The organism is candidate division KSB1 bacterium, from assembly GCA_034521575.1.
Taxonomy (GTDB): domain Bacteria; phylum Zhuqueibacterota; class Zhuqueibacteria; order Residuimicrobiales; family Krinioviventaceae; genus JAXHMJ01.
In genome coordinates, this window is the sequence record JAXHMJ010000005.1 from 2,114,119 (window position 1) to 2,141,034 (window position 26,916).

General features: G+C 39.0%; 22 protein-coding genes. 5 read left to right on the forward strand and 17 right to left on the reverse strand.

Going from position 1 to position 26,916, the window contains the following annotated elements; genetic code table 11:
- Nucleotides 1-68: 68 nt before the first annotated feature.
- From U5R06_22415 to U5R06_22485, 15 genes are all read right to left on the reverse strand, one after another.
- Nucleotides 69-1,367: a peptidylprolyl isomerase gene (locus U5R06_22415; GenBank protein ID MDZ7725499.1), complete on the reverse strand. Its 1,299-nt coding sequence runs from the start codon at nucleotides 1,365-1,367 to the stop codon at nucleotides 69-71.
- On the reverse strand, nucleotides 1,360-2,229 hold the full coding sequence (locus tag U5R06_22420) for a peptidylprolyl isomerase (GenBank protein ID MDZ7725500.1): 870 nt from the start codon (nucleotides 2,227-2,229) through the stop codon (nucleotides 1,360-1,362). Before U5R06_22420 ends, U5R06_22415 begins: the two co-directional genes overlap by 8 nt.
- Nucleotides 2,226-3,443, reverse strand: a complete 1,218-nt coding sequence (locus U5R06_22425) for a peptidyl-prolyl cis-trans isomerase (protein ID MDZ7725501.1) — start codon at nucleotides 3,441-3,443, stop codon at nucleotides 2,226-2,228. Before U5R06_22425 ends, U5R06_22420 begins: the two co-directional genes overlap by 4 nt.
- Nucleotides 3,444-3,447: 4 nt before the next feature.
- Nucleotides 3,448-3,954 (reverse strand): hypothetical protein, encoded by a 507-nt coding sequence (locus U5R06_22430; GenBank protein ID MDZ7725502.1) that lies wholly within the window; start codon nucleotides 3,952-3,954, stop codon nucleotides 3,448-3,450.
- Between the two features lie 341 nt (nucleotides 3,955-4,295).
- Nucleotides 4,296-5,855: a peptidylprolyl isomerase gene (locus tag U5R06_22435; GenBank protein MDZ7725503.1), complete on the reverse strand. Its 1,560-nt coding sequence runs from the start codon at nucleotides 5,853-5,855 to the stop codon at nucleotides 4,296-4,298.
- A gap of 226 nt (nucleotides 5,856-6,081) precedes the next feature.
- A complete protein-coding gene (locus tag U5R06_22440; GenBank protein MDZ7725504.1) occupies nucleotides 6,082-7,512 on the reverse strand; it encodes a TRCF domain-containing protein in 1,431 nt (476 codons plus the stop codon).
- A complete protein-coding gene (locus U5R06_22445) occupies nucleotides 7,484-9,313 on the reverse strand; it encodes a CarD family transcriptional regulator (GenBank protein MDZ7725505.1) in 1,830 nt (609 codons plus the stop codon). The genes U5R06_22440 and U5R06_22445 overlap by 29 nt, the downstream gene beginning before the upstream one ends.
- A gap of 85 nt (nucleotides 9,314-9,398) precedes the next feature.
- Nucleotides 9,399-9,947: a 16S rRNA (guanine(527)-N(7))-methyltransferase RsmG gene (gene rsmG, locus U5R06_22450; GenBank protein MDZ7725506.1), complete on the reverse strand. Its 549-nt coding sequence runs from the start codon at nucleotides 9,945-9,947 to the stop codon at nucleotides 9,399-9,401.
- Nucleotides 9,948-10,048: 101 nt separating this feature from the next.
- Nucleotides 10,049-11,941, reverse strand: coding sequence for a tRNA uridine-5-carboxymethylaminomethyl(34) synthesis enzyme MnmG (gene mnmG, locus U5R06_22455; GenBank protein MDZ7725507.1), 1,893 nt, complete (start codon nucleotides 11,939-11,941; stop codon nucleotides 10,049-10,051).
- Nucleotides 11,942-11,959: 18 nt separating this feature from the next.
- Nucleotides 11,960-12,445, reverse strand: a complete 486-nt coding sequence (locus U5R06_22460; GenBank protein MDZ7725508.1) for a hypothetical protein — start codon at nucleotides 12,443-12,445, stop codon at nucleotides 11,960-11,962.
- Complete coding sequence (mnmE, locus tag U5R06_22465; protein ID MDZ7725509.1) at nucleotides 12,442-13,329, reverse strand: tRNA uridine-5-carboxymethylaminomethyl(34) synthesis GTPase MnmE; 888 nt, start codon at nucleotides 13,327-13,329, stop codon at nucleotides 12,442-12,444. The genes U5R06_22460 and mnmE overlap by 4 nt, the downstream gene beginning before the upstream one ends.
- Nucleotides 13,330-13,404: 75 nt before the next feature.
- Entirely contained in the window at nucleotides 13,405-15,165 is a 1,761-nt protein-coding gene (gene yidC, locus U5R06_22470; protein MDZ7725510.1) for a membrane protein insertase YidC, read from the reverse strand.
- Nucleotides 15,166-15,185: 20 nt separating this feature from the next.
- A complete protein-coding gene (gene yidD, locus U5R06_22475; GenBank protein ID MDZ7725511.1) occupies nucleotides 15,186-15,425 on the reverse strand; it encodes a membrane protein insertion efficiency factor YidD in 240 nt (79 codons plus the stop codon).
- A gap of 354 nt (nucleotides 15,426-15,779) precedes the next feature.
- Nucleotides 15,780-15,923 (reverse strand): 50S ribosomal protein L34, encoded by a 144-nt coding sequence (gene rpmH, locus U5R06_22480; GenBank protein ID MDZ7725512.1) that lies wholly within the window; start codon nucleotides 15,921-15,923, stop codon nucleotides 15,780-15,782.
- 76 nt (nucleotides 15,924-15,999) lie between these two features.
- Entirely contained in the window at nucleotides 16,000-16,494 is a 495-nt protein-coding gene (locus U5R06_22485) for a C40 family peptidase (protein ID MDZ7725513.1), read from the reverse strand.
- A gap of 116 nt (nucleotides 16,495-16,610) precedes the next feature.
- Between U5R06_22485 and U5R06_22490 the strand changes: the two genes are divergently transcribed.
- The 4 genes from U5R06_22490 to U5R06_22505 all read left to right on the forward strand — a co-directional run bounded on the left by U5R06_22490 (nucleotide 16,611) and on the right by U5R06_22505 (nucleotide 22,688).
- Nucleotides 16,611-17,516, forward strand: a complete 906-nt coding sequence (locus tag U5R06_22490; GenBank protein ID MDZ7725514.1) for an NHL repeat-containing protein — start codon at nucleotides 16,611-16,613, stop codon at nucleotides 17,514-17,516.
- A 12-nt stretch (nucleotides 17,517-17,528) separates the two neighbouring features.
- Complete coding sequence (locus U5R06_22495) at nucleotides 17,529-19,325, forward strand: hypothetical protein (protein ID MDZ7725515.1); 1,797 nt, start codon at nucleotides 17,529-17,531, stop codon at nucleotides 19,323-19,325.
- Nucleotides 19,326-19,459: 134 nt separating this feature from the next.
- Entirely contained in the window at nucleotides 19,460-20,932 is a 1,473-nt protein-coding gene (locus U5R06_22500) for a hypothetical protein (GenBank protein MDZ7725516.1), read from the forward strand.
- A gap of 1 nt (nucleotide 20,933) precedes the next feature.
- A complete protein-coding gene (locus U5R06_22505; GenBank protein ID MDZ7725517.1) occupies nucleotides 20,934-22,688 on the forward strand; it encodes a BamA/TamA family outer membrane protein in 1,755 nt (584 codons plus the stop codon).
- Between the two features lies 1 nt (nucleotide 22,689).
- Here U5R06_22505 and U5R06_22510 read toward each other — a convergent pair whose 3' ends face one another.
- Entirely contained in the window at nucleotides 22,690-23,277 is a 588-nt protein-coding gene (locus U5R06_22510) for a hypothetical protein (GenBank protein MDZ7725518.1), read from the reverse strand.
- A gap of 336 nt (nucleotides 23,278-23,613) precedes the next feature.
- The gene (locus tag U5R06_22515; protein MDZ7725519.1) at nucleotides 23,614-23,796 is read right to left on the reverse strand and encodes a DUF2892 domain-containing protein; all 183 of its coding nucleotides are present in this window, start codon (nucleotides 23,794-23,796) and stop codon (nucleotides 23,614-23,616) included.
- 337 nt (nucleotides 23,797-24,133) lie between these two features.
- On the opposite strand from U5R06_22515, the gene U5R06_22520 reads away from it, so the two are divergent.
- Nucleotides 24,134-26,887: a TonB-dependent receptor gene (locus tag U5R06_22520; protein ID MDZ7725520.1), complete on the forward strand. Its 2,754-nt coding sequence runs from the start codon at nucleotides 24,134-24,136 to the stop codon at nucleotides 26,885-26,887.
- Nucleotides 26,888-26,916 lie beyond the last annotated feature (29 nt).

A 26,916-nucleotide genomic window follows, 5' to 3' on the forward strand; every position in this document is an offset into this window, starting at 1 on the left:
CATATTTATAACAAAACAAAAGCAGCCCATAAAAATGGGCTGCAGATTTTTAAGTTGTTTACCAGGCTTTATTTAAGAGAAGAAATTTTATATTCGACATAAACCTGATCGCGTTTTTCATCCAGCCATTCGTCCAAACGTTGCTGCTTTTTATAACTCAGCACCATTTCCTTGATACGATCATAATCCTCTTCGAAACTGAGCTGCCGGGCACTAATTCTGTCATGCAATTTCAACACATGAAATCCATACTGGGTTTTGACCGGTTCACTGACCTCACCCGGCTGGAGGTTGCTTAATACAAAAGTGAACTCTTTTGCCATTTGCTCAAGCTGATCCACTTCGAACTCGCCCAAATAGCCGCCGTCATCAACAGTGGATTCATCATCCGAATATTCGAGCACAAGGCTGTCAAAATCAGCGCCGTTCTTCAACATTGAATAAATTTCTTTAATCTTCTCCGCCGCCCGCCTCTGATCTTCTTCAGTGGGTTCAACGGAAACAAGGATATGTTTGGTGTGTATTTTTTCTCCGCGGCGTTCAATGAGCTTGATGATATGAAATCCAAATTGCGATTCCACGACCCCGGATATCTCTCCGGGTTTTAGATTAAAGGCCGCTTCGGCATATTCCCGCACAAAATCATCACGTCCCTTGAATCCAAGATCTCCGCCTTGTTTTGCGGATCCGGGATCATCCGAATGCTTTTGGGCCATTTCGGAGAAATCGGCTCCGTTCATAATATCCTCGCGGAGCTTTTGCGCGGTGTTCATTGCTTTCATTTTGGCTTTTTCACCGGGTTCCGGTTCAATAAGTATATGACTGATTTCTATGGTTTCCCGCATTCGGCCCAAAGAATCCTTATTCTCGTTAAAAAATTCACGGGCCTGCCGTCGTCCGACCCTAACCGGCAGGAAAATGCTGTCTTTTATCGCATTGGCCCGCAAATCTTTTACAATACGCCGTCGGTAAAGATCCCGAATCTGCGACATCATCATGCCCATTCGTTGTTCCAGTTGGTTTTCGCCGCCGGACTGCTGAATCACGTTATCCAATTGCTGTTCAAGATAAGCTTCAACCTGCTGTTCGTTGGCAATAACGGTATCTTCATCGGCCTGGATCAGCAACAACTCGCGATTGATATAACTTTCCAGCGCCTGTTTCCTCATTTCCTGAAAGCGTGAGGGATTCTTTTGGGGATCTATGCCTTGTTGCATACTCATCATATAAGCCATTTGAGTGACTTCCGAATCCAGTATAACCTCATTGTCGACAACGGCCGCCACCTGATCCAAGACGTCCTGGGAAACTCCTGGAGAAACGGCAAAAAAAGCTAAAATCAGTAGTAATTGTATATATTTATTCATTTTCATCCACTTTGTTTTGATTTAACAATTCAATAGAGTCTAAAACAGTCCAATCGACTTTGACATAAATATTTTCTTTCAGTTCATTGACCAATTGAACATATTTTTCCTCACGTTTGGCAGCATTGATCATTTGCTTTACGCGGTCCCTGACTTCCTCAAGTGTCTGTGGTTCTCCTTCTTTTCGCAGCCCCGCAAGATACAGTATATAATATCCGGCGTCGCTTTTGTACGGTTTGGACGGTTCTTCTACATCCAGATATCTCAACCGGTTTTGAATAAAGTCAGATAGTTTTTCTTTTTCAACCCATCCATAATCCCGGTAAACACCTGATACTTGTTTGAACGTACTATCCTCGGCGATTGTTTCAAGCGATTCATTATTCAATAGGCGTCTGCGAATGTCATAAGCGTTTCGATACGTATCCACCAAAAAATAATGTACATCATAAAGCGTTGCCGGACGAATAAAGCTTTGTTTGTTTTCCTGATAAAATGCCTGGATTTCGTCTTCGGTAATGACAATGTTAGAATCCAGATATTTATCAAGGTAAAGGGCAACCAGATACTCTTTTTCAAGTTCTTTAAGTTTTTTTTGAACAAATGGATCTTTATTCAGATCTTCTTCCAGAGCTTTATTGAATACCAGTTCCCGCTCTACCCAGCGTCGGATGTAATTTCTCACCTGAACATTGGATAGTTCCAGCCCGGATTGATCAGGAAGCATGTTTTTCAGCTGATCAAGTGTATACTCACTTTGACCGGCAGTCGCAATAACAGGTGACTTGTCCTGGACCTGTCGGTCACAAGTCAGCAAAAACAGAAAGAATAAAAGCACACCTATAGCTTTAACCCATCTCATTCGTTCTCTCCCGCAAATTCAGCAGCCAAAACATCAGGAAAGGTTGTAATCTGACTTTCTGATCGCAGCTCTTTTAGCCAGTTTTCATGCAGATCATCTGTTTTCTTTCTCTTTAAAGCAGCTTTCACAATATCTTCGGCTTGCTCATATGTTCGGGGTTCGCCAGGCTGGCGCTCAAGAACTTTAATCACCGAATAATGACCGGAATAATAAATAGGCTCACTTACTTCTCCCGGCAGCATTCTGAAAGCTTTATGGGTGATACCGCGGTGTCTGACAGGACTGATAAATCCGAGAACACCTTGACGATTTACAACCGAATCCCGTTCTGTATATTGTTCAGCCAGCTTTGCAAAACTCTCACCATTCTGAATTCGATGATACAACCAGTCGGCAAGTTCTTTTCCTTTGACATAAATCTCCTGAACCTTTACCTTGGGGTCTTTTTCGAATCGTTGTGCATTTTCGGTAAAATATTGACGGCACTCGTCTTCCGTGGGATTAACTCTGTTGTCAATGTTTCTGCTTTTTTGAATTTTATACATTTCATCTTCCAGAAAACGGCGAACTTTTTTGGCCACAGGGTTTCTGCTGTCAAAATCATGGTCATAACCATATTTCAAACACAGCTGTTTTGTGGGATCAAGAAATAGAATCCGATCCCAAGGTTCTTTCATCCCAAGCTCCGGTCGCGCCCCCTGGGGAAGATTTTTCATAACTCGATTTAAAAAATCAAAAACAATAACAGTTTGTTCTGAGAAAGAGTAAACAGGCATATTCATTTGTCTATTGGTTAATGAATTTATAAACTCATTAAATCCCTGGTTTGTGCGATAGTCATATGAGGTTTTATCAAACCAGTGTACCAGAGAATCAACCGTATTTTCATAAAGTGAATAGTTATAGTTTTTCTTCAATTTATCTATAAATCCATAATAAGCTTCATTTACTTTTTCCGGATGATTGGTATAATAATCACGCCGCAAATAATCCAGTTTTTCCTCGAAAGGTATTTGTTCCCGTTCCCTGATTGTTTTCAACTTTACAATATGCAGTCCCCTTGAAGAACGGATCACATTTGAAAGTTGTCCTTTTTTCAGTTTATGCAACGCTTCGTAAAAAGATGCCCCATAGCCTTTGTCATGCCATTTTAAAAATCCAAGCCACCCTCCTTTTCCGGAACTAGTTTTGTCCTGCGAATGCAGACGGGCCATTTCTTCAAAATCGAGCTCCCTTTAGCAATCGATTATGAACAGTCTTTAGCTTTTGGCGGGCGTTGCTAATTTCAGTTTTCGGCATTTGGGGGGAAACGGGTATAAAAATATGGCTTATTCCAAACTCCAGACCCTGCTTTTTGTAGATTTCTCTCATCATTTTTTCCGGCATTACCTCGCTATAGACTTGATCACGGATGACCTGCAGGTACACCATATTTTCTTCCTTTTCTTTCACTTTATTCTGCAGCGCCGATTGCAAATGGATACTGTCTTTATAAGCGGACTCTATCACCAGCCGTTTATCGATAAAATCGTTCAGTCGTATTTCCGCGGTTTCAAATATTAAAGATGACTGATCAACCTTTTCAGAACTCAAATAATATTTGAATGCTTCCATCGTGAGAAAACTATTATTCAGACGTGCGACATTCTTCGAGTCATCGCAGGCGCTGAACAGCAAGATCATACTCATCAAAACAGCAATACCGCCTATCCAACGGTTTTTCATTTTTCCACTCCCTTTCTAGAGCATCTATTTTATGTACCATTCATTAATAAAGTAACACAGAATGCAGTTCTTTTTGGATTTTTTTCGCAGTTTCATGGCAGGATATTTCGGATTTGAATTTCAGTTCATATTTTTTTACTCCTGACGCGGTTCTACAAATATAAGAGACATGTTTGTTACCCAGCCCATGCTAAAAATGTTCCCCCATTCTGTAAAGATCGATACTGAATTCAGACAGAATTGTGCAAACGTCGAACTTTTAGAACATGAGACAACCACCATCTAAAAAATCAAAAAAGCAACGTGAAGAATCTGGGAATAAATTTACAATACAATTTGAGTTATTTTTCAGCGCTCCTAAATTGATCGTTTAAGACATGTTCAAACATAACAACATTGCATTCTGAACGCAATTCACTAATCCACTCTTCCCAAAGTTGATCTCTGCGCTGCTTTTTAACAACAGCCATAACTCGCCCTCTCACTCGTCTGAAAGATTGAGGCTCTCCCGGCTGGCGTTCCAGTATTTTTATAACCGAATACCCGCCGGAAAAATAAACAGGTTCACTGATCTCACCCGGCAGCATGGTCGTGGCTTTACGCCCCATCTCACGGTGACGAACCGGGCTGACGTATCCCAGAACGCCCTGACGGCTTTTGACAGAGTCGCGTTCAGTATAGCGTTCCGCAAGAGATCCAAAATCCTCACCGTTCTGAATCCGATTGTACAACCACTCTGCTTTTTCTTTATCACTTACAAATATCTCCTGCACAACAACCTGTGGATTCCTTTGAAAACGCTCCTTGTGATCGGCATAGTATTTACGGTAATCCGCCTCTGTAAGATTCAACTGATCGTCAATATTTTTTTTGACTTGAAGATCAACGATTTCTTTTTCTACAAACGTTTTCAGCTGTTTCTGAACAGTATCTTTTTTGGCATAGTTTTTTTCATATCCGTATTCAAGAAGAAGAAATTTGCCGGAATCCAGAAAAATAAAACGGTCCCAGGTTCGTCTCATCGTAAAAGGAGGCCGTCCGCCCTGAATCACATTTTTAATAATTTGTTTGAGAAATGTCTCCACGCTAACCGTATCCGAGACATAACTATAAACCGGCATCCGTTTCTGTTCCGGTGTTAATGAATTGATAAATGCTTCAAACTCGGTATTCATCTGAAAATCATATTCTTCGGTATCAAACCAGACCAGAAGAGAGTCCACAGTATCTTCATTCAACTGAAAATCATATTTCTCTCTCAAACGATCGATAAATTCAGAATATCGATTATTGATTTCATCAGAATGGTGTTGAAAATACTGTTTCCGCAAAGCCTGTATTTTTTCGTCAAACGGCATCTGCTCCCGTTTTCGTACAGCTCTTAATTTTACAATATGAAACCCTTTTGTCGATTTTAATACCTTTGAAAAATCTCCCTTGTGCATATCCTTTAATGCCATGTAGAAACGATCACCATATCCACGGGCTCCCCATCTCAGAAAACCTATCCATCCACCCTTCCCGGCGGTTTTTTTATCCTGGGAATAGGTCTGAGCCATTTTATCAAACTCTGCTCCCCGTAGCAACTTTTGATAAACCGTCTCCAGTTTTTCCCTGGCCATGGTCACTTCATGAGGTGTCATTTGAGGTGTTACCCGCATAAAAATATGGCTAATCCCAAACTCAAGCCCTTGCCGATCATAGATTTTTCGCAATTTTGAAATGGGTATTTCTTCGTTGTAAACTTTTTCGTGTATCACTTGCATATAAACAAGGTTTTCTTTTCGCTCCTTTCGTTTACTGACAACCGTCGAATCTAAATGCAAACTATCGCGAAAAGCAGATCGGATTACGAGGCGTTGATCTATCAGATCAGTCAACACTATTTTTGCTGTTTCCATAGTAAGTGAATTTTTATTCACCTTTTCTTCTTTAAAAACTCTTAAAATCCCCCATATTGATAAAAGAGTTATTAATTCGGGCTAAATTGGCCTGTTTCTCACAGGAAAAAAGTATCATAATCAGCGCCAATAAAACAAAAGCTCCAGATAAATGTCGTTTCATATTCCCTCTTTTATTTTAAAGTATCTATTTTATTTACAATCAATTAAATAAAAAAGTAATATATTATACAATACTTTGCAAGAACTTTTTCGCAATTTCAATATGAGAGGATCCTGATTCACCGCGCATCGTAAATTTCAACTTGTTTTGAGCCTGATCAAGTTGAAAAGAGTCTGGAACATGTTCAACCATATCAGCCAACCATTTCTGAAATTGTTCCCCTGTGGGTAAAACCTCATTATTAAACTCTCCATTAATCGCATCATTGTCCACACTCAATTTTTCCACTCCGGCTTTGACGGCGTAACGTTTAAGATAGATATAATCCAAGAGATTTTGCGCCGGTTTGGGGAGCGGTCCAAACCTGTCCAATATCTCATGATGAATCTGATCGATTTCTTTTATTGATTTTGTTTGAACCAGTCTGCGATACAAATCAACCCGTTCCGACGCCGAATGGACAAAATCACTGGGAAGATACGCGTTGATCGAAATCTTGATTCTGGCTTCAAATGGATCTTTGCTTTCTTCGGCTTGATCAAATGAATCGATATTCATTTCTTTGCGGACCTTTCTGATAGATTGTCTGATAATTTTGGTAAATAATTCGAATCCAAGTGCGTTGACAAAACCGGTTTGTTCCGCCCCAAAAATATTTCCGGCACCACGTATTTCAAGGTCTCGCATGGCAATTTTATAGCCAGATCCCAGATGTGAATACTCTTGTATCGTTTGCAATCGTTTGATCGCATCCCGGGAGGGTTTCTTTGATTGTGGAATCAGCAAATAAGCGTAGGCTTGTTGCTGCGACCGCCCCACTCTTCCCCTTAACTGGTATAATTGTGATAACCCGAGTTTATCTGCACGATTGACAATTAGCGTGTTGGCTTTGGGCATATCGATCCCGGACTCGATAATCATAGTTGACACCAATACTTGTACCTCGCCGCGCACAAATTTATGCATCACAGTTTCCAGTTCATGGCCCTTCATTTGTCCGTGAGCGACGGCAATCGACACTTCCGGCACGATATCGTATAAAGTGGCAGCCATTCCATGAATGGATTGAACCCGGTTGTGTACAAAAAACACCTGTCCTCCTCTATCAATTTCTTTCAGCACAGCCTCTCTGATCAGGTCACAATCAAAGCGGCTTACTTCGGTTTTAACCGGAAGACGGTTGTGAGGAGGTGTGTTAATAATCGACAAATCTTTTGCGCCAATCAGAGACATGTGCATTGTCCTCGGGATCGGAGTGGCCGAAAGTGTAAGAGTATCAACGGTCTCTTTAAGCAGCTTGAGTTTTTCTTTGTGCATAACCCCAAATTTTTGTTCTTCATCGACAATCAACAGACCCAAATCTTTAAACTTTATATCCTTTGACAAAAGTCGATGCGTCCCAATTAAAAGATCAATTTTTCCTTCGCCTATGTTTTCAATAATCTCTCTCTGCTGTTTTGCCGATTTAAACCGTGATAACAGATCGATAGCCACAGGGAAAACTCTGTATGCGCTCCACAAAAGTCTCGTAATGCTGTTGTGCCAAAATAGTTGTCGGCACCAACACACAGACCTGCTTGCCGTCATTAATTGCTTTGAAAGCTGCGCGCACCGCCACCTCGGTTTTCCCGTAACCAACATCTCCACAGATCAAGCGATCCATAGGTTGATTCTTTTGCATATCCTGTTTTATTTCAGTTACAGCGTTCAACTGGTCATAGGTTTCTTCAAACTGAAATGAGGCTTCAAGTTCCTTTTGCCATATTGTATCTTCAGAAAATGTGTACCCCGTGCGTGCTTTTCTGGTGGCATAAAGTTTAATCAATTGTTCCGCAACCTCTTTCATTCGTTTTTTTGTACGCGTTTTCAGCTTTTCCCATTGCGCCGTTCCCAGTTTATTCAGAACCGGAACCACACCGTCGCGTGAACTGTATTTTTGAACCTGATCCATTTTTTCCAGAGGCACATAAAGCTTATCCTGATCCTTGTATTCAACCACCAGACACTCACGCTCTTTTCCGTAAGCCTTGATCATGGTCAACCCCTTGAACAAACCAATACCGTGCTCTTCATGAACAATATAATCGCCTTTGTTGATCTGAAGCTGTTGTCTTAACGCAATTTGACGTTTGTCAAGTTTATCCGGTTTTGGAAATCGGATGCGGCTGTATATTTCACGATTGGTATACACATAAACCCCTTCATCCGGCCAATGAAATCCGCGTGCCACATTCAGGGTTTTAAAATCAAGCGGAGGGAACTCTTCCTGTTCAAAAAGATCCTGCAACCGTTTGCGTTGAGACTCCGATTCACACAACAGCGTAGCAACAATATTCTGATTATAAAGCTTATCCACCAGAGTTTTAAACAGGGCAAGATTTCCCCCGAAACGGTTATTTTCAAAAAAAGGAAACTGTATCCCTTTATTTGAGATTGAAACCGGTTCTATCTTACAAACAGCATTTCGTTCTATGTGATGATCCAGCTGTTCAGGCAGCCAGTAATAATCTTCATAATCTACATTTTCATCATGTTCCCGCACCTGCATGTCCCGCACACCTTTCACTTCATCAGCCTGTGCACCACACAGCTGCGAATTATGAATAAAAACAAAAGGATCGCAATATTCAAAAAGGGTCGAATCCTGAGGATAATCAAGTAACGGCATTTCTTCGGGAGGAGTAAAATTTCCGCCGGCAAAGGGCGGTATAATGTAAAGTTCAGAACAGGGTTCAAGAGATTGTTGCGTCTCCACATCAAATTTACGCATCGAATCCACTTCATCTCCGAAAAATTCGATACGATAGGGATGTGTGCTTTCAAAAAGGAAAACATCAACAATTCCGCCGCGCACACTCATTTCACCCGGGCGGTCCACTCTGTCTTCACGCACAAATCCCATTTTAATCAAATTCTTGATAAAAGAATTAAACGGACGCACTGTATGCAAAGTCAGATGTATAAATTGCTGTTTCACCCATTCCGGCTTGAATATTTTTTCCAACAAAGCATCAGGAGTTGTAATCACAAGACAAGGTTCTCCTGAAACAAGAGCTTTTAAAACAGCCAAACGATGTCCCGTAACCGAACCCTGGGGTCCTAATTCTTTCCACATCTGATTACCGATAGCCGGATAATACAATATATTATCATCCGGCAACAGGACACTCATATCATCCCGAAACTGAACAGCATCTTGCTCATTATCAAAAATCGACACAAAAACCCGTTTTTCCTCAAGGTAAAGCAGGGTTTGAAGAAAAGCAAACGAAGAACCGGGCAGCCCCTGAGCCATGCACGTTTGGCGCTCCTGAACAGCCGATTTGATTTGATTATAGGCGTCATGCTTTTTTATTTTACTGTAAAGAACGTCCAGAACGTTATCCTTTTTTTATAATCAACAACACCTTTGTTTTGTCCTCAAACACAGCCTGCTTTTTTACAATACATGTTTCAGGCAGACCCTCAACCTCCCGATCAATCTCTCCGCCCTTTTGCGCCAAAAGAACGCCCGTGGGTTTTAACAAGGGTTCCGACCACATCCACAAAGTTTTCAAATCAGCCACAGCCCGTGCAGTTACAACATCGAATTGCCCAGATCGTTCAAAACACAACTTTTCCACACGCGAACAGACAACCTCAACATTTTTAATCTCCATCAATTCTACGGCTTCCTGAAGAAACAACGTTTTCAAACGCTTTGAATCGACAAGAACAAAAGAACAGTCCGGGCGCAATACAGCCATTGGAATTCCCGGAAACCCTCCACCGCTGCCAATATCCAAAACAGCCTTAAAATCAACAAACTCGGGCGACATAAATTGAATGGATTCTGAAATATGTTTGGATACTATATTTTCAACATCGGCCGATGAAACCAGCTTTGTACGCGCCTGCCACCGCTCAAAAATATTGACAAATTGATACAGTTGATGCTTTTTCTGTAATGTTAAACCTGAACGCCGGGAAAAATCGTGTAAATCTTTTTATTTTTGTTTTTCATCATGTTTCACGTGGAACCTCCTCGTCTCTATGTTTCACGTGGAACCTTTTTCCTTTGGCTTAAAAACATCATAAGTACAGAGATATCTGAAGGAGAAACACCCAATATCCTGGAAGCCTGACCCAGTGTTCGCGGATGAATCCGCGATAGCTTTTCTCGTCCTTCATTGGATATAGATTTAATCTGATTGTAATTAAAATGATCCGGTATTTCGAGATCTTCGAGTTCTTTCATTTTTTCCACCTGGTCCGCCTGTCTTTTCAAAAAACCTTCGTATTTAATCTCAATCTCAACCTGTTCTCTGACTCGACTCCAGAATCTAGAGGGATTATGAACAAGATCATGATTTAAACACCTTAAATGTGTCAGGCGAACTTGTGGCCTTTTTAGGATTTGTGCTGCGGTTTCAACCTCCTTGATCCTTGCAGTATCCAGAGAATCGAGTATAGGATTAATCTCTTCAGGACGGATTTTTAATTGTTGAAGCATCTCTATATTCTCATTAATTTGTTGCTGACGATATTTCATATCAAGATAGACATCCTGCTCAACAAGACCATATCGGTGCCCATATTCTATCAATCTGAGATCTGCATTATCCTGTCTTAAAATCAATCGGTACTCGGCCCGGGATGTAAACATTCTATAAGGTTCTTCCAAGAGTTTGGTAACAAGGTCATCAACCAGTACACCCATATAAGCCTCGGAGCGTTTCAGTATAAAAGGTTCCATGCCGCGTATTTTTGCAACCGCGTTTATAGCAGCAACAAGTCCCTGAGCGGCAGCCTCTTCATATCCCGAGGTACCGTTAATTTGTCCGGCAAAGTACAAATTTTTAATGTGTTTGGTTTCAAGCGTGGGTTTTAATTGAGTGGGGGGGAAATAATCATATTCTATTGCATAACCCAATCTTGTGATTTTCGCACGCTTTAATCCGGGAATAGTGTGAAGGGCGTTGATTTGAATATCTTCAGGAAGACTGGTGGCAAAACCGTTTAAATAATACTCTCTCGTTTGACGTCCTTCCGGCTCTAAAAACAATTGATGATTTGCTTTATCCTTAAATCTGACAATCTTGTCTTCAATAGAGGGACAATAACGCGGGCCGACCCCTTTTATAACACCGGAATACAAAGGAGAACGATCCATGCCTGATTCGAGAATTGCATGCGTTTCCTGATTGGTTCTCGTTAAATAACATGGTATTTGTTCATTATCGACAGACTCATGAGAAAAGGAAAACGGTAGCGGATTTTCATCTCCGGGCTGTAATTCCATCTCTTCGAAATCAACAGTGTTTCCATCGATTCTTGGCGGTGTTCCGGTTTTTAAACGCCCCACCTTAAATCCGCGATTGGCAAGTTGTTCACTCAATCCCTTTGAAGCGATTTCTCCGGTACGTCCGCCGTCGTAATGAACCAGTCCAACATGAATCAATCCATTTAAAAAAGTCCCATTGCACAAGATCACTGTTCGGGATGTGATTTGGGTTCCAATGCGAGTTACAACGCCGGAAACTTTATCCTGGTGAAACAACAGTTCTTTTACATCATTTTGTCTGATTTCAAGATTTTCCTGATTTTCAATAACCTCTCTCATTTTAAGTGAATAGCCCATACGATCGTTTTGAGACCGCAACGACCATACAGAAGGTCCTTTACTCTTATTCAGAAGGCGAAATTGAATACCGGTCTCGTCTGCTATTTTCGCCATCTCTCCCCCCATCGCATCGATTTCTCGGACCAGGTGACCTTTCGCCAATCCGCCGATAGCCGGATTGCAGGACATCTGTGCAATGGTGAAAATATTTATAGTGATAAGAAGAGTTTTAGCATTCATTCTTGCTGCGGCAAGCGCTGCTTCACAGCCGGCATGACCAGCGCCAATTACGATCACATCATATTCGTAAGAATTGTTCATAGTGTTCCACGTGAAACATTATTTTCCGACACAAAAATTTGAAAAAATATTATTCAAAATATCATCTGATGTTACATATCCAGTTAATTGCCCCATTGAATCGAGGGCCGATCTTAAATCCAACGCAATAAATTCAGATGAGTAGCCCTGCTCTATACTCTCCCGCGCATGGGTGATAAATTCATAGGATTTGAGAATTGCATTATAATGGCGCGTCTTTGTCAAAATTTCAGTTTCGTGAACCGGAAGTTTATTTTCTACATATTCTACAAGAGAAGATTCTAACGAATCTAATCCTTCTTTTGTTTCAGCAGATATAAGCAAGGCATCAGGGTTTTGTGCCTTTATTCTGGATTTTTCATAATCCGAAACAAGATCGATTTTGTTGTAAACATAATATGTTTTGCTGCCGGGTTTGAGCTTTTTGAAGAAATCGTGTCTGGCGCTGCTTTCCTGTGACAGGCTGTCAATAATATATAAAACAATATCGGCTTGTGATATCATTTCATAGGTACGCTGGATTCCGGCATTTTCGATTGTATTGTTTCTGAGCGATGTAAACCAGCCGTATCTGTGATATAAAAAATAAAACCTCTAATATCCAAGGCTTCCTCTATAGTATCACGGGTTGTTCCTGGAATATCTGTAACAATGGCCCTATCTTGCTGCAAAAGTGTATTCATCAGGCTTGATTTTCCGGCGTTGGGTTTGCCGGAAATAACGAGCTTGACGCCTTCTTTGACCAGTTTTCCGTAAGTAAAGGTGTCCAGAAGACTCTTTAATCTGTTTTTGAGAATATCCATTTGATCTGAAATAGTGCTGTAATCAGCCAGCTTAATATCTTCATCGCTGAAATCAAGTTCTATTTCAAGCAACGAACATTGCTTGATAAGGGTTTCTTTAATAGCAGATAATTCTTTGGAAAGATCACCGTGTAGTTGATGTTGGGATAGTTTAAGACTGGATTCAGATTGCGCATGGATTGTATCTGCAATAGATTCTGCCTGTAACAGATCTATTTTTCCATTTAAAAAAGCCCGCTTTGTAAACTCACCCGGTTCAGCGGGTTTGGCGCCGTTTAAAATTAACAATCTCAAAATATGCTGAACAACAAAGGCTCCACCGTGACAATGGATTTCTATTATATGTTGTCCGGTATAAGAGCAGGGACTTTGGAATTTAAGAATGATCACATTATCGACGCTGTATGATCGCGTTGAATCAATAATAGTTCCGTTATAGCATTTTCGTTCCACCATATTCTTGACAGAAATATTTCCTGAATAAATTTTTTCAAGAATATCAAAGGCATCCGGACCAGAAAGCCGAACGATAGCAATAGCGCCTGTCCCCTTTGCGGTGGAAACCGCAGCAATTGTGTCATTCAAAGTATTCATGAATAAAAATAAAACCCCGCTAAAGAATTAGCAGGGCTTTTTTGTGTTTGATATTTATCGAAGAAATTAAGCAGCACGTTTTTTCTGATGTTTGGGTACCAAATACTTTTGTTGAATAATTGATAACAGATTGAACAATGCATAATACAAATTGAGTCCGGAAGGAAAATGATTGAAAAGCAGAAACAGAAATATGGGCATAAAATAGACCAGCATTTTTTGCTTCGGATCCGTAGAACTCATTTTCTGTTGAAGAAAGATCGTGACCATCATAAAAATAGGCAATATATTGACATGCTGACCATAAAAGGGAATGCTGAAAGGTAAAGTAAATATAGTATCAGGGGCGGAAAGATCGTTGATCCACCAAATAAAACCCTCTCCTCTTAATTCTATGGTGGTTCGAAAAATAACAAAAAGACCTATCAGTAATGGCATTTGGATGAGCATGGGCAAGCATCCGCCTGCAGGATTAACTCCCTCCTGCTTGTATAAATTCATTGTGGCTTTATTCAGTTTTTGCGGATCATCTTTATGCTTTTCCTGCAACTCTTTCAGCTTGGGTTGAATCTGCTGCATTTTCTGCATCGATTCGTATGATTTGTGTGTGAGAGGATAAACGACAATTTTGATGACAACTGCAAAAAACAAAAGAACCACACCATAATTAGGTATAACAGTGTGCATCTTTTTGAAAAGCCAAAGAATAAATTTACTAAAGGGTTTTATAAAACTCCATCCAAAATCCATAAAATCTTCAAAGCCTTTATCATACTTTTTGAGAGTATCATACTCCAATGGCCCAAGATACAAGTTGAATGAAGGTTCAGTTGTTCCATCCCCTAAATATGGCATGCTCATTGTAATTGAATAACGTTTTAAATTTGTATCTTTATTTGCTACGGGGTCTTCAAATCCCTGAATCGTTACGGATTCAGCGGTTTCCTGTTCCGGTACAATATAAATGGCAAAGTATTTGGTCCTTACAGCAGCCCATTCTATTTGACCGGACTCTTTGTAAACTTTTTCATTCGTTTTATATCCATCCTCTATGTTTTCGTTTGAATACACAGCAGCTTTTGCATATTGCATATCTTCTTTGACACGCTGCTCTGTTGACGCCATACCGTTAGGAGCGGATATAAAATAACGTTTATTAGCCACTAAATCATAAAGTCCACTAAAATTGATTTTATAATCAATCATATACCGTTTATCATGAAAGGTATAGTTTTTCGAAATAGACCGACCATTGCCCATGTCTAATGTAAAGGAAATCGTTTTTGAATCATAAACGGTAATATTACCCAATGAACCCGATTCAAATATATAATCGGATGTTGAAAGGCTGTCGCCGTTTACTGTCAAAAAGGAGAGTGAAAAATTTCCATAGCTATTGGGGCGAAAAAGGTTTACATATTCACTGTCGGGTCCCATGAAATTTTTTAATTTCCATTGAAGAATGTTACCTCCACGGGTGGTCAAGACCACTTCATACAGAGACGTTTCAACATAAATAAATTCTTCGGTTTTGCCTGATTGCAAATCCTCAATTTGGGCTACGATTTTGCTCTTTGAAGAGGGTACAAAAGGCTTCTGGGAGGTTTTTTGTGATTCGGATTCAGCGGCGACAGGTTCCTCGACTTGCTGCTCAACAGACTCTTGGGATTGTGTCTGTTGAATTGTTTCTGGTTGATTCAATTGCTGCTGTCTTTTATTATACCCTTCAGGATCAACCAGTTTGAGATAGAAATCTGTTTGCGTAAAAATGATCACAGATATAATTAAAATAAATGCCAGAATTGTATTTTTGCTATCGAAATCCATAAGACTCTCTTTATTTTATGTTACACCGGGTCATAGCCGCCTTTTGAAAATGGGTTGCATCGAATTATTCGATATATGGCTTTGACTACTCCTTTTATAATTCCTTTTTTTTGTATTGCTTGTATTGCATAAGTAGAACAGGTTGGGTAATATCGGCAGGTGTTGGGCAAAAGCGGAGATACTATTTTTTTATAGACGATAATCAGACTTGTAAGTGCAACTTCAAGTCCTTTTCTGATATGTAATGTTATATTTTTCATAGCAACGATTCAGCATCGTTTATGTAAACCTTTTTCTGATTCTCTCTAATAAATGATCCAGTTCATCAGACAAGCATTCAAAATCAATATGTTCCATTTTTTCATTACCCATGAGCACATATTTGGCGACAGGCAAACTTTGAATATGACGGGTTCTCCAGAGTTCTCTCAATAATCTTTTAATTTTGTTTCGCTTTGGCTTTGTACGTGTACGCTTGACCGCAGTATAACCGACTTTTGTATTCTTGTCTCTTTTTGCAAAAACATATATAAAAGACCCCTTTTCAGAGAACCCGTTCCTGATCACATCTGCAAATTCTTCATTGGATTTTATAATGAATTCTTTGGACAATTTTATTCATCGCTAACAGTCAGTTTTTTTCTGCCTTTGGCCCTTCTTCGCTTCAATACAAGGCGTCCGTTTTTGGTCGCCATTCTTGCGCGAAAACCGTGTTTGTTTTTTCGCTTTCTATTGCTGGGTTGAAATGTTCTTTTCATAGTTGGCTCCGATTTTTGACGTTATATAAATTACAAACTCTTATTTTACTATATTTTCCGGATAAAATCAAGTTTTTTATTTAAGAATGCGTCGAAATCCGACAAGTTGACTGATATAAGGTTTTGAGTCCAATTGATCAAGCGTCACCCCCCGGCTCACAGAGGCGTGTAAAAACTTTCCCTGTGACAGATAGAGTCCCATATGATTTGGAATAAAACCAGTTTTCGTATTGAAAAATACGAGGTCTCCAAATACTAACGAGGAACGAGATACGGGTGTTCCCAGTTTATAGATTTCTCTCGTGCTGTGAGGCAATGAAATATTGGCTGCTTTTTTGTAGAGGGTCAAAACCAAACCGGAACAATCAACACCGTTAACGGTTGTGCCTCCCCATCGGTACGGTGTGTGTAAAAATTTTAATATCTCACTCGCAAATTTTTCTTTCATCCGCGAATGAGATTTTTTGAACTCTGGTTCATTCAACCGATGGCTGTATGGAGCGGGTGAAAAAGGTCCACCACAATTTATAGTTAAAAAGAATATGAATAGAAAAATTAAAACAGTTTTCACTTGATTTTTCCTTTGATTGCAGTAAATTGGTAAAACAATCGTTGCAAATTATTTGCCGTTGTCTAAAGGGAAACATTTATACTTTTGGACGTTATATTTATACAAAAGGATCTGATATGAAAATATTACTCGTACAATTAATTTTACTCTTTTCATCAGCTGCCTGTCAAACAGTGAATATTGCTCCTTTGTATACAATTGACAAGCCCGCTGATTCTCTCAATTTCAATCAGCCTCAAGGGCTTTCGATCGATTCAAATGGTCATCTCTACATATCAGATACAAAGAATCATAGAATACTCAAAATGGATCAACAGGGGAATATATTATCCAAAGTCGGGGGTATAGGCTGGCTTAAAAATCAATTTCAGAATCCGATGGGCCTTTATGTTTTCAATACGATGAACGTTTTTGTAGCAGATCATGACAACCACAGAATTGTCCGTTTTGACAAGAATTTGAATTGGATTACAGAATTATCCCCGGAATATCATTGGGACGATCGGTTTTCATTCTCTTTTCCCATGGACATTTTTACAAGTTTTTACGGTGATTATTTTATTATTGATGCTGAAAATCGCGGGATCATAAAACTGGATTCCGGGTTTTCGCCTGTATTAACCTTTGGCGGATACGACTGGGGAAAAGGCGCCCTCTCTCGTCCGGTTTCCATTTTTCTTTCGAATAATGACAACGTCTTTGTGAGCGATTATAAAGCGGGTCGTATTTTTGTTTATGACTATTATGGTAACTATTTGTACAATTTTGGTAAAAATATTTTAAAGCATCCTCTTGGACTGTTTATTGATTCTAATAATAGGATCTATGCAACGGATGAATTTCATCATTCATTATATATTTTTGATGAGGAGGGGCGTATGTTAATCAAATTTGGAACTCAAGGCAACAAATTAGGCGCCTTTAATGCTCCATCCGATGTGGTGGTTTTTAATAATAAACTCTTTGTTCTGGAATCTCTGAATAATCGTATCCAGGTTCTGAGTATTGTTTTTTCACAATAAAGGTCTTTTTGATTGTCAAAACCAATAATAATAATTATTTTTGTTTTTACATCCATTCTCTGGTCTCAAACTGAGGGAAAACTTGGTTCCATTCAGTTGAATGAAAAAACCCTGTTTTTAGAAGGCGAGTCTCGCAAAGGCCCCTATTTTCTTCCCGATTCGTTAATCATAATCAATACAGTCGACGTATATATCGATGGTCACATTCAACATCCGGGTTCGTATGTCTTGGATGCGGTAAAGGGTGAAATCCGCTTTAATCGAATAATTGAAAACACTTCCCTTATACGTGTCGAGTACAAGATATATCCGTTTGACATTAAGCGTGAATATTATCATCACAAAATGCATAAACGGTTGTTTGCAATAGAATCCAAAAACAGAACATCTCAAGAGACATCTTTAGATGATACCCTGAATTATGCTTCACAATTAAGCAAAAGCGGAAGTATAACTCGTGGAATATCTGTCGGTAATACTCAGGGATTAAAAGTTAATTCAGCATTAAATATCAATGTGTCCGGTAAAGTTGGAGAAAATATAAAAGTACTGGCCGCTCTCACGGACCAATCAACCCCCATTCAACCGGAAGGGACCACTCAAAATTTACAGGAAATAGACAAAGTTTTTATCGAAATAGAATCACCCCATTGGGCTGCAACAATGGGAGATTTTAATCTCAGGTATTCAGGTACTCAATTTGCTCAATATCAAAGAAAACTTCAGGGTGTGATGGGAGAGACATCCTACAAAAATACATCAGCCAAACTATCCGGTGCGGTTTCCAGGGGCAAATACCGCTCTCTTAAATTCCAGGGGCAGGAGGGAAATCAAGGTCCTTATCAGTTAAAGGGAGATCGCGGCCAGGTAAATATTATAGTGTTGGCAGGTACAGAACGTGTTTATATAAATGGTGAAAGAATGACGCGTGGGGAAAGTAATGACTATATTATTGATTATTCATCAGCTCAGATCACATTTACACGTCGACGCTTGATTACATCTGAATCCAGGATAGTGGTGGATTATCAGTATTCTGATGAACAATATAGACGGAATTTATATTCAGCCTCTGTAAAAACCGGAATATTTAAAGATCGTCTTTTCTTAAAAACAACATTTTTACATGAGGCTGATGATAAAGACAATCCACTTGATTTCACACTCGATGATGAAAACAGGAATATACTTTCAGAAGCGGGTGATAATCCACTAAATGCAAGAGTAAGTGGTGCAAAATATATGAAGGACTCTAATGGTAGGTATGAACTTACAAAAGACAGTATTTATGTTTATAAAGGCGAGGGGAAAGGAAGTTACAATGTGGTTTTTTCTGATATAGGCGATAATTCCGGAGGCTATACCTACAAAGGATCCGGTATATTTAAATATTTGGGTAAGGGACAGGGAAGATATGCGCCTGTAATAATTCTTCCAACACCTTCCAGTCATTCTTTACTTGATTTTGATATTCAATTTAATCCTTTGAAATCAGTCTCTATACAGAGCGAATATGCTCTAAGCTCTTTTGACAGAAATACGTTCTCCGGTCTTGATGATGAAAATAATGAAGGATTGGCTCAAAACCACAGGCTTTCTATCAAACAGGACAGTCTAACCGCTCTTGGCCTGAAATTTGGATCTGTAGAATTTTCAGGAATGTATAAAAATATAAATAACAGATTTAATTCAATAGACAGATCAACAAAAGTCGAATATGACAGAATATGGGATTTGCCCGATACAATTGAAAATTCGCGCGAAATGTTATTCAATTTAATGCATCGTATCTTCCGGTATCTTTTTTAGAATTAAAGGGTGAATATGGTAGAAATGAATCCGGAAACACATTTTCTTCAAAACGCTGGTCTTTTGAAGAAAAATTCAATTTAGAATCGTTTCCCGCTGTTCATTACAAACTGGAATATATTAACAGCGAACGTTTGCAAAAAAATCAAGCCAATGAGTGGATACGCCATAATGGTTCTATTGATTATTCGTATGCCTCTGTGCAGCCATTTTTCAGGTATGAGGGTGAAATTAAAAAGGAAAATTGGTCAGATTCTCTCTTTACAGGGTTTAAATTTAATGATCTAAAAGGTGGTGTAAAAGCATCTGTATTTAAAAATTTGAATACATCCGTATCTTATGCCAGACGAGAAGAATATGATTACAGAGGAAAAGAAATTTTTGAAAAAGAGTCGACTTCCAATACAATAAATACGAGTGCACAATTCAATTCAAAATCATTCTCAGGTACACTTGATTTTACTCATAGAATTATGAATTATTTTACAGAGGATAATACGGATAGAAAAACTGATCTGGCGGAATTGCAAATGCAATGGTCCCCTTTTAATCGGGCGTTGAATTTATCCTATAATTATCAAATATCAAACACAGCAACTGCAAAAATAGAAAGAGTTTATATCAAGGTGAATGAGGGTGAGGGAAATTACAGATTGGATAAAGACCTGAATGAATATGTAAATGATCCTCTTGGAAATTATATTTTGCGTATTTTGACAACTGATCAGTTTGAACCCGTCGCTGAACTTAAAACAGTGGCAAGGGCTCAATTTGAACCTTCCAGATTATATCAAACCGTATCTAATCATGAAAAATCATTGCTACATAAAAGCATTGAAGCGCTTTCTTCTGAAACCTATTTTACAATTGATGAACGATCTCAGTATCCAGATGTTTATAATATTTATTTTTTAGATTTAAAGAAATTTAAAAATCCCGAGTACACAATTTTGGGAACCACTTATTTTAGAGAGGATTTTTATATCCTGCGCAGAAATAGAAAATTTTCTTTGCGCTATCGTTATGAAAACCGCGATGAACTAAACAATCAATATCTTCAGGGAAGGGAAGAGCGCTATGAAAACCATAATTCACTAAGATTGACATTAAGATTTTTAAATAGGTTTAGTAACCAGACTGAATATATCAACAAGCATATTACAAGAAAATTTAATTATTCGGGCAGACAGGACCGTAATATTTACTTAAATCAAATTGAATCTGATTTTTCATTTCGTCCGTCTCCGATACTCGAGTTTTCTTTAAAAGGTCGCTTTTCAAAAGAAAAGGATATAGACTATACAAATCCAACACGTGTGACAGCTTTTGCCATTATTCCTCAATGCAATTATTCAATTCGAAACAAAGGCCGTTTTCGCACAGAATTAGAGTGGAGTTTCGTTCAAGCCAGACCATCAGATCGCCTTATTCCTTATGAAATGGCATTGGGAAGAAGCTTGGGACGTTCATTGCGTTGGGATATTCGCTTTGATTATCGAATTTCAGATGTTATCATGGCAACTTTTTCTTATAATGGCCGGAATGAACCGCGACGGGATCGTTTAATTCACGCAGGTCGGGCTCAAATAACAGCATCTTTTAGATAAAATGAAAAAATTTCTTTACACAATTATAGTTTTGTGGGCGGCGAATAGTGCATTATCAGATAATGCTCGGGAGTATTATATTCGCAATTCAGAATTTCACAATCTTGATATGATCACTCAAAAGCAGGCCGGCAAAATTTCGGGACTGGAAACCGGGAATCGAATTTCAATCGATGATATATATTTACAGGGCGCCTCTTTGCTCTCATTTTTAGAAAAAAAAGGATATGTGTATGCATCAATTGATTCAATTACTTATTCAATAAATTCCAATCAGGACAGCGTTTCAATTTCTGTATATCTGAATAATAATAATCCCGCTACAGTTAGTCAAATAATTGTAAATGGACCAGATACGCAGCAAATTCAAAAATATTATAATCCATTAAATAACATCGAGATACAGAAACTAAAAATTGAATTGTTAGCTGAACAAATCATCCATTATTATGAAGAAAAAGGAAGGCCGTTTGCTTCTTTAAATTTTGATTCTGTTCGAGTTGATAAAGCAGATGGAAAATATGCTCATATACTTTATTTTACCAACAATCCGGGACCCAAACTTGTAATTGAGGATATAAATATAACAGGTAATGAATTTACAAATGATAATGTTATACGCCGGGAAACTCGCATCAAAAAAGGAAAAATTTACAATCACCAAAAGATAGAATTAATTGAATCAAGATTAATGCGACTTGGATATTTTAAAAAGGTATATCCTCCGGATGTCTTTATCTCAAATAAAAATAAAGGGGGTATTTCAATCCATGTAAACGAGGGAAAAACCAGCAAATTTGATGGCGTGGTGGGTTATACACCCGCCACTGAATTTGAAAAAGGGTATTTCACAGGACTTGTGGACATTGAAATGGGTAATCTTTTTGGAACCGGAAGATCAGTTAAAATACACTGGCAGAAAAGAGATCAAAATTCTCAAGACCTGGAGATCTATTACCGTGAACCCTGGGTAGCTGGATATCCTTTGCATATTGGATCCGGTTTTAATCAGTTAATTCAGGACAGTACATATATTGAACGTGAATTCATGGCAGATTTTGAATGGCCGCTTATCGAATCATTTTCAATTGTATCCTCTTTGACCAGATCGCTGATCATTCCCGACTCTATAGGGAGTTATAGTCTTGGCATTCCGCAAAGCAATTCATTGAGTGCTTCTATAGGAATTAAATATGATTCGAGAAATAATTTAATCAATCCTACAAACGGAATTTATTATTTTACAAATATAGAAATTGGCAGTAAAAAAAATAAAGGCCCTGCTGAAATATTAACTCGTTATTCTTATAAAAAAGAAATTTCTAACAAAAAAATTCGTCTGGATTTTGATTCCTATTTCTCAATTTTTACCAGACAAATTTTAGCAATTTCCTTCAATGGTCGAAGAATAACAAGTAATGAGTCTGAAATACCATTACCCGACCAATATAGACTGGGTGGCACAAGATCATTACGCGGCTATCGTGAAGATCAGTTTAGAGGAACCACTATAGCCTGGACAAATTTTGAATATAGATATTTATTCGGACCTCTTTCACGCGCATTTGTCTTTTTTGATGCTGGTTATTATTCTCCGAACAATATTTCTGATAATTTTAAAATGGGATATGGATTCGGAGTAAGATTAGAAACGGGTTTGGGTATTATGGGTATCGATTATGGTCTTCCGATTGCTGAAAAGACAGAAGGGGTATTGGGAGGGATGATTCACGTGGGTCTGATCAATAATTTCTAAATTAATTTGCTCTATAATATAAAATCTGAGAGATCAAAAGAACAAAAACAGCAATCACAGCAAACAAAAATGAAAATTCTGCATAAAGGATGGCAAACCCAAGGGCAAAAGAATCCAGAACCATAACAACCAAAGCAGATAAAAAATAAATACTGTCATACTTTTCCTGAAAAGTATGTTTTATGGCATCCTGTGTCCATAAAAAAATATTTTCACTGGAATCCAGCTGCTGAGTATAAACATCCTTTATTTTATTCATGATATGATTACAATTCCACCAGACCCGTCTTAATCTTGAAAGTTTTAATATATTGATAACTCCAATAAAAAAAAGAAGAGTTAAAATAGTATATATGATACTTTTACTTGTAGTATTTGAAAAAGCCTGGGATGATAAAATAATCTGATAAATAAAGAAAATAGCGGCATACAGGGCCGCATTTAATATAATATAAATATTTACAAGCTTTTGTTGTTCAACCATAAGATGTTCTGCTGTTTTTTGAGCAAAATCATATTCAGAAGTAATATAGCCCTGCAAATCCAGGTGAAATGATTTATCTTTTTTTGTTTCTTTTTCGTTTGTCATTTTTAATCCAAATACGGATAACAAGAATAGATTTTTAAATACTAATCCACATGCATGATGGATAACCTGATGAAATTACTGTATAACTTGTCTATAAAGTGTGGATAATTTTGCTAAACTTAAATATGTTAACAACAGATACCAACACGTGATGTTAATAAAAATCTATTCACATTTTAGCAACAGTGTGTTGTTGAAAAAATAAATTTATTTACAGTGTTTTTAATGGCTTTGCGGATATGTTGTTGATATTATCAACATATCCACAGAGCCTATTATAATATATATTATATATAATATTATATATATATAATATATCAAAATAAATTACAATATTTATTCTTTTCTTGTTGAAATTTTGAATGGTACATACAAAGGACACCATTTTAATAATACAGTTAGTAAAGGAATAAAGCCAATTAATCCCCACCAGGTTTTTAAATAGACGCCAAGACCCAATAACGCAAGACCAAGAATAACTCTTATAATTGTGTCAATTTTGCCAATATTTTTTTTCATACTTTTCTCCTTTTTTGTTTTTAATAACATTAATTGTTTAAAATAATTCCTTGATTTTTCTTTCCTTTTGAATTTTTATTGATTTTTATAAATGCTTTCAATATCTTGATGCATTATATTTCTGCTACTGGCGCTGATTATTAAATTTTTTTAATATCTCGGAAACGGAATATTCGTCTTTTATATAGTGTTTTACTTGCGTTAAAATTAAACCTACATTCCATTTTTTATTTTTGCTTTGACTTTATATTATATTAACATTGATTTATTAAAATATAAAGAATTACAAGCCATGTTTTTATGTAAAATAAATCATTCATTAGCTATGGAGGAACAAATGAAGTTACTTAAGGTATGGTTACTTTTTTTTGTTATTGTTTTCCTGCCGTTTAGTGTTTTTGCGGCCGGAAGCATCGTAGGTACCGTTGTTGACGCAGAATCCGGAACACCGCTTCCGGGCGCCAATGTTATGGTAGAAGATACAAAGTATGGGGCAGCTTCCAATCTCAATGGAGCGTTCAAAATCTCAAATATGCCGGTCGGTGAATATACACTGGTTGTGGATTATATGGGATATGAACGCAGTCAAACATCTGTGCAGGTATCCGAAGGGGAACAGGCGCAGGTGACCATCGAACTTGAAGAAAAAATTCTTTCAACCCGGCAAATTGCTATTTTAGCCGATCGGGTCAAAGAACGCAAGACTCCGGTTGCCTATTCGAACGTAAGAAAAGAAGAGATGTCTGTGCGACTTGGATCCCGTGACATTCCTCTGGTTTTGAATACCACTCCCAGTGTGTATTCAACTCAACAGGGTGGTGGTGCCGGTGATGCACGGATTAATGTGCGCGGTTTTAATCAGCGCAATGTTGCCATCATGATCAATGGTGTGCCGGTCAATGATATGGAAAACGGCTGGGTGTACTGGTCGAATTGGGATGGTGTGGGCGATGCCACATCTTCGATACAGATGCAGCGCGGTTTGAGCGCTGTTAATCTGGCTACCCCTTCCATAGGCGGTACGATGAACATCATTACGGATCCAACTCAGCAGCAAGCCGGTGCCATGTACAAACAGGAATTTGGCAATGACAGATTTCTGAAATCGACCGTGTTTGCCAATTCCGGATTAATTAACGGCAAGTATGCAGTCAGCGCCGGTTTGGTGCGCAAAACCGGTGATGGTGTGATCGATAAAACCTGGACCGATGCCTGGGCTTATTATCTGGGCGCTGCCTATAATGTCAATAAAAAGAACCGTATTGAACTTTACGCATTGGGTGCGCCGCAGCGGCATGGTCAGAATCTCTACAAACAGAACATCGGCGCCTACAGCCATGATTATGCCAAAGATATGGACACCTATGACGAAGCGGCTCTGGATAAATTCAAAGAACAGGGACAGACGTTCAATCAAAACTGGTCGCCGATCGGCGATTATTTCGGCACACCTTTGCAAGCCTGGAACGGTAAAAAGACACAACGCTACAGCAGAAATTTCATAAACGAACGTGAAAATTTTTATCACAAACCCCAGGTTAATTTAAACTGGTACTCTGAACTGACGGACCAACTGAATCTTTACACCACGGTCTATTATTCCGGCGGACAGGGTGGTGGTACCGGAACGATCGGTGATGTCTACCGCAATGATGCAAATGGCGATCTGGGTAAAGATAACCCCTTTTATTATGGTCCCTCTCCCTGGACCTGGAACTGGGATTCAACCATGGCTGTTAATAAAGCCGGCGCAGGGACGTATATGATTGATGGTGATGAAGTCTCGAAAGCGGATGGTCAGGCAGTTGGTATTTTAAGGAACAGCCGCAACAATCAATGGACCATTGGCGCGATTTCCAAAGCCTACTATCAGGTGAATGAAAATCTGACCACGGTGGTGGGTGTTGACTGGCGGACTGCAGAAATTGAACACTATCGCGAAGTCCGGGATCTGCTGGGCGCTTCATACTGGTTGAAAACAAGAGATCAATTCAATCCCAATGAAAAAGTTGGTTTGGGCGAAAAGATTGATTATAATTTCACCAACACTGTCGATTGGCTCGGTGGTTTTGCCCAGGCCGAGTACTCTGTTGGACAATTGACAACTTATGGAATGGCCGGTTATTCCACCATCAAATACACCTATACCAATCACTTTACCATGGATGAAGCCGGTAATGAATTAACGGCTGAAACTGATATGATCGGCGGCTATCAGATCAAGGGAGGCGCCAATTATATTCTAACTCCTGATCTGAATGTGTTCGGTAATGTGGGTTACGTCTCCAAGGTACCCATCTTTGACGCCGTCATTGATGATCGTGACGCCACAAAAGCCGAAGATCCTGAAAATGAAAAATTCACCTCTTTTGAAATTGGTGGTCAGTATCTGGCGCTGAATGGTAAACTTCAGGTTAAAGCCAACTATTACTACACCATGTGGCAGGATCGTACTCAGAACAGAGGAATCACCCGCCAGGATGGAACCGAAGGTTATGTGTTTATCACAGGTATGGATCAGCTGCATCAGGGTGTGGAGTTTGAAGCCGCTTATCAACCGGTTCGTATGTTCCGTCTCGATCTGGCCGGTTCCTATGGCATGTGGGAATATACGGATGATGTAACCGGAACCTATAAGGATTATGAAGGTGATGAAGAGTCTACCGTGCCATATAACTATTACGTGGCAGGTATTATGGTGGGTGATGCTCCCCAAACTCAATTGGCTGTTGCCGGATCTGTTTTTCCGATTCCCGGACTTCAAATTCAGGGTGTGTACAGATACTATGACCGTTACTGGGCGGACTGGGATCCCTTTACCAGAGAAGATGCCGGTGAAGCGGAACCCTGGCAGGTTCCCGCTTATGGTGTTCTGGATGCCCACTTGATGTATGATCTCCCGGTGAATCTGGGCGGTGTGAAATTCCAGATATTTGCACATGTGTTCAATGCATTGGATGAACTGTACGTGCAGGATGCTGTTGATAACAGTGCATATAATGCGTTCGACGGTGATCATGATGCGGATGACGCAGAAGTGTTTATGGGACTTCCCAGAACCTTTACTGTCGGATTTCAGATTAACTACTAATTTTTTTCAAGGCGGCTCTTGACGAGCCG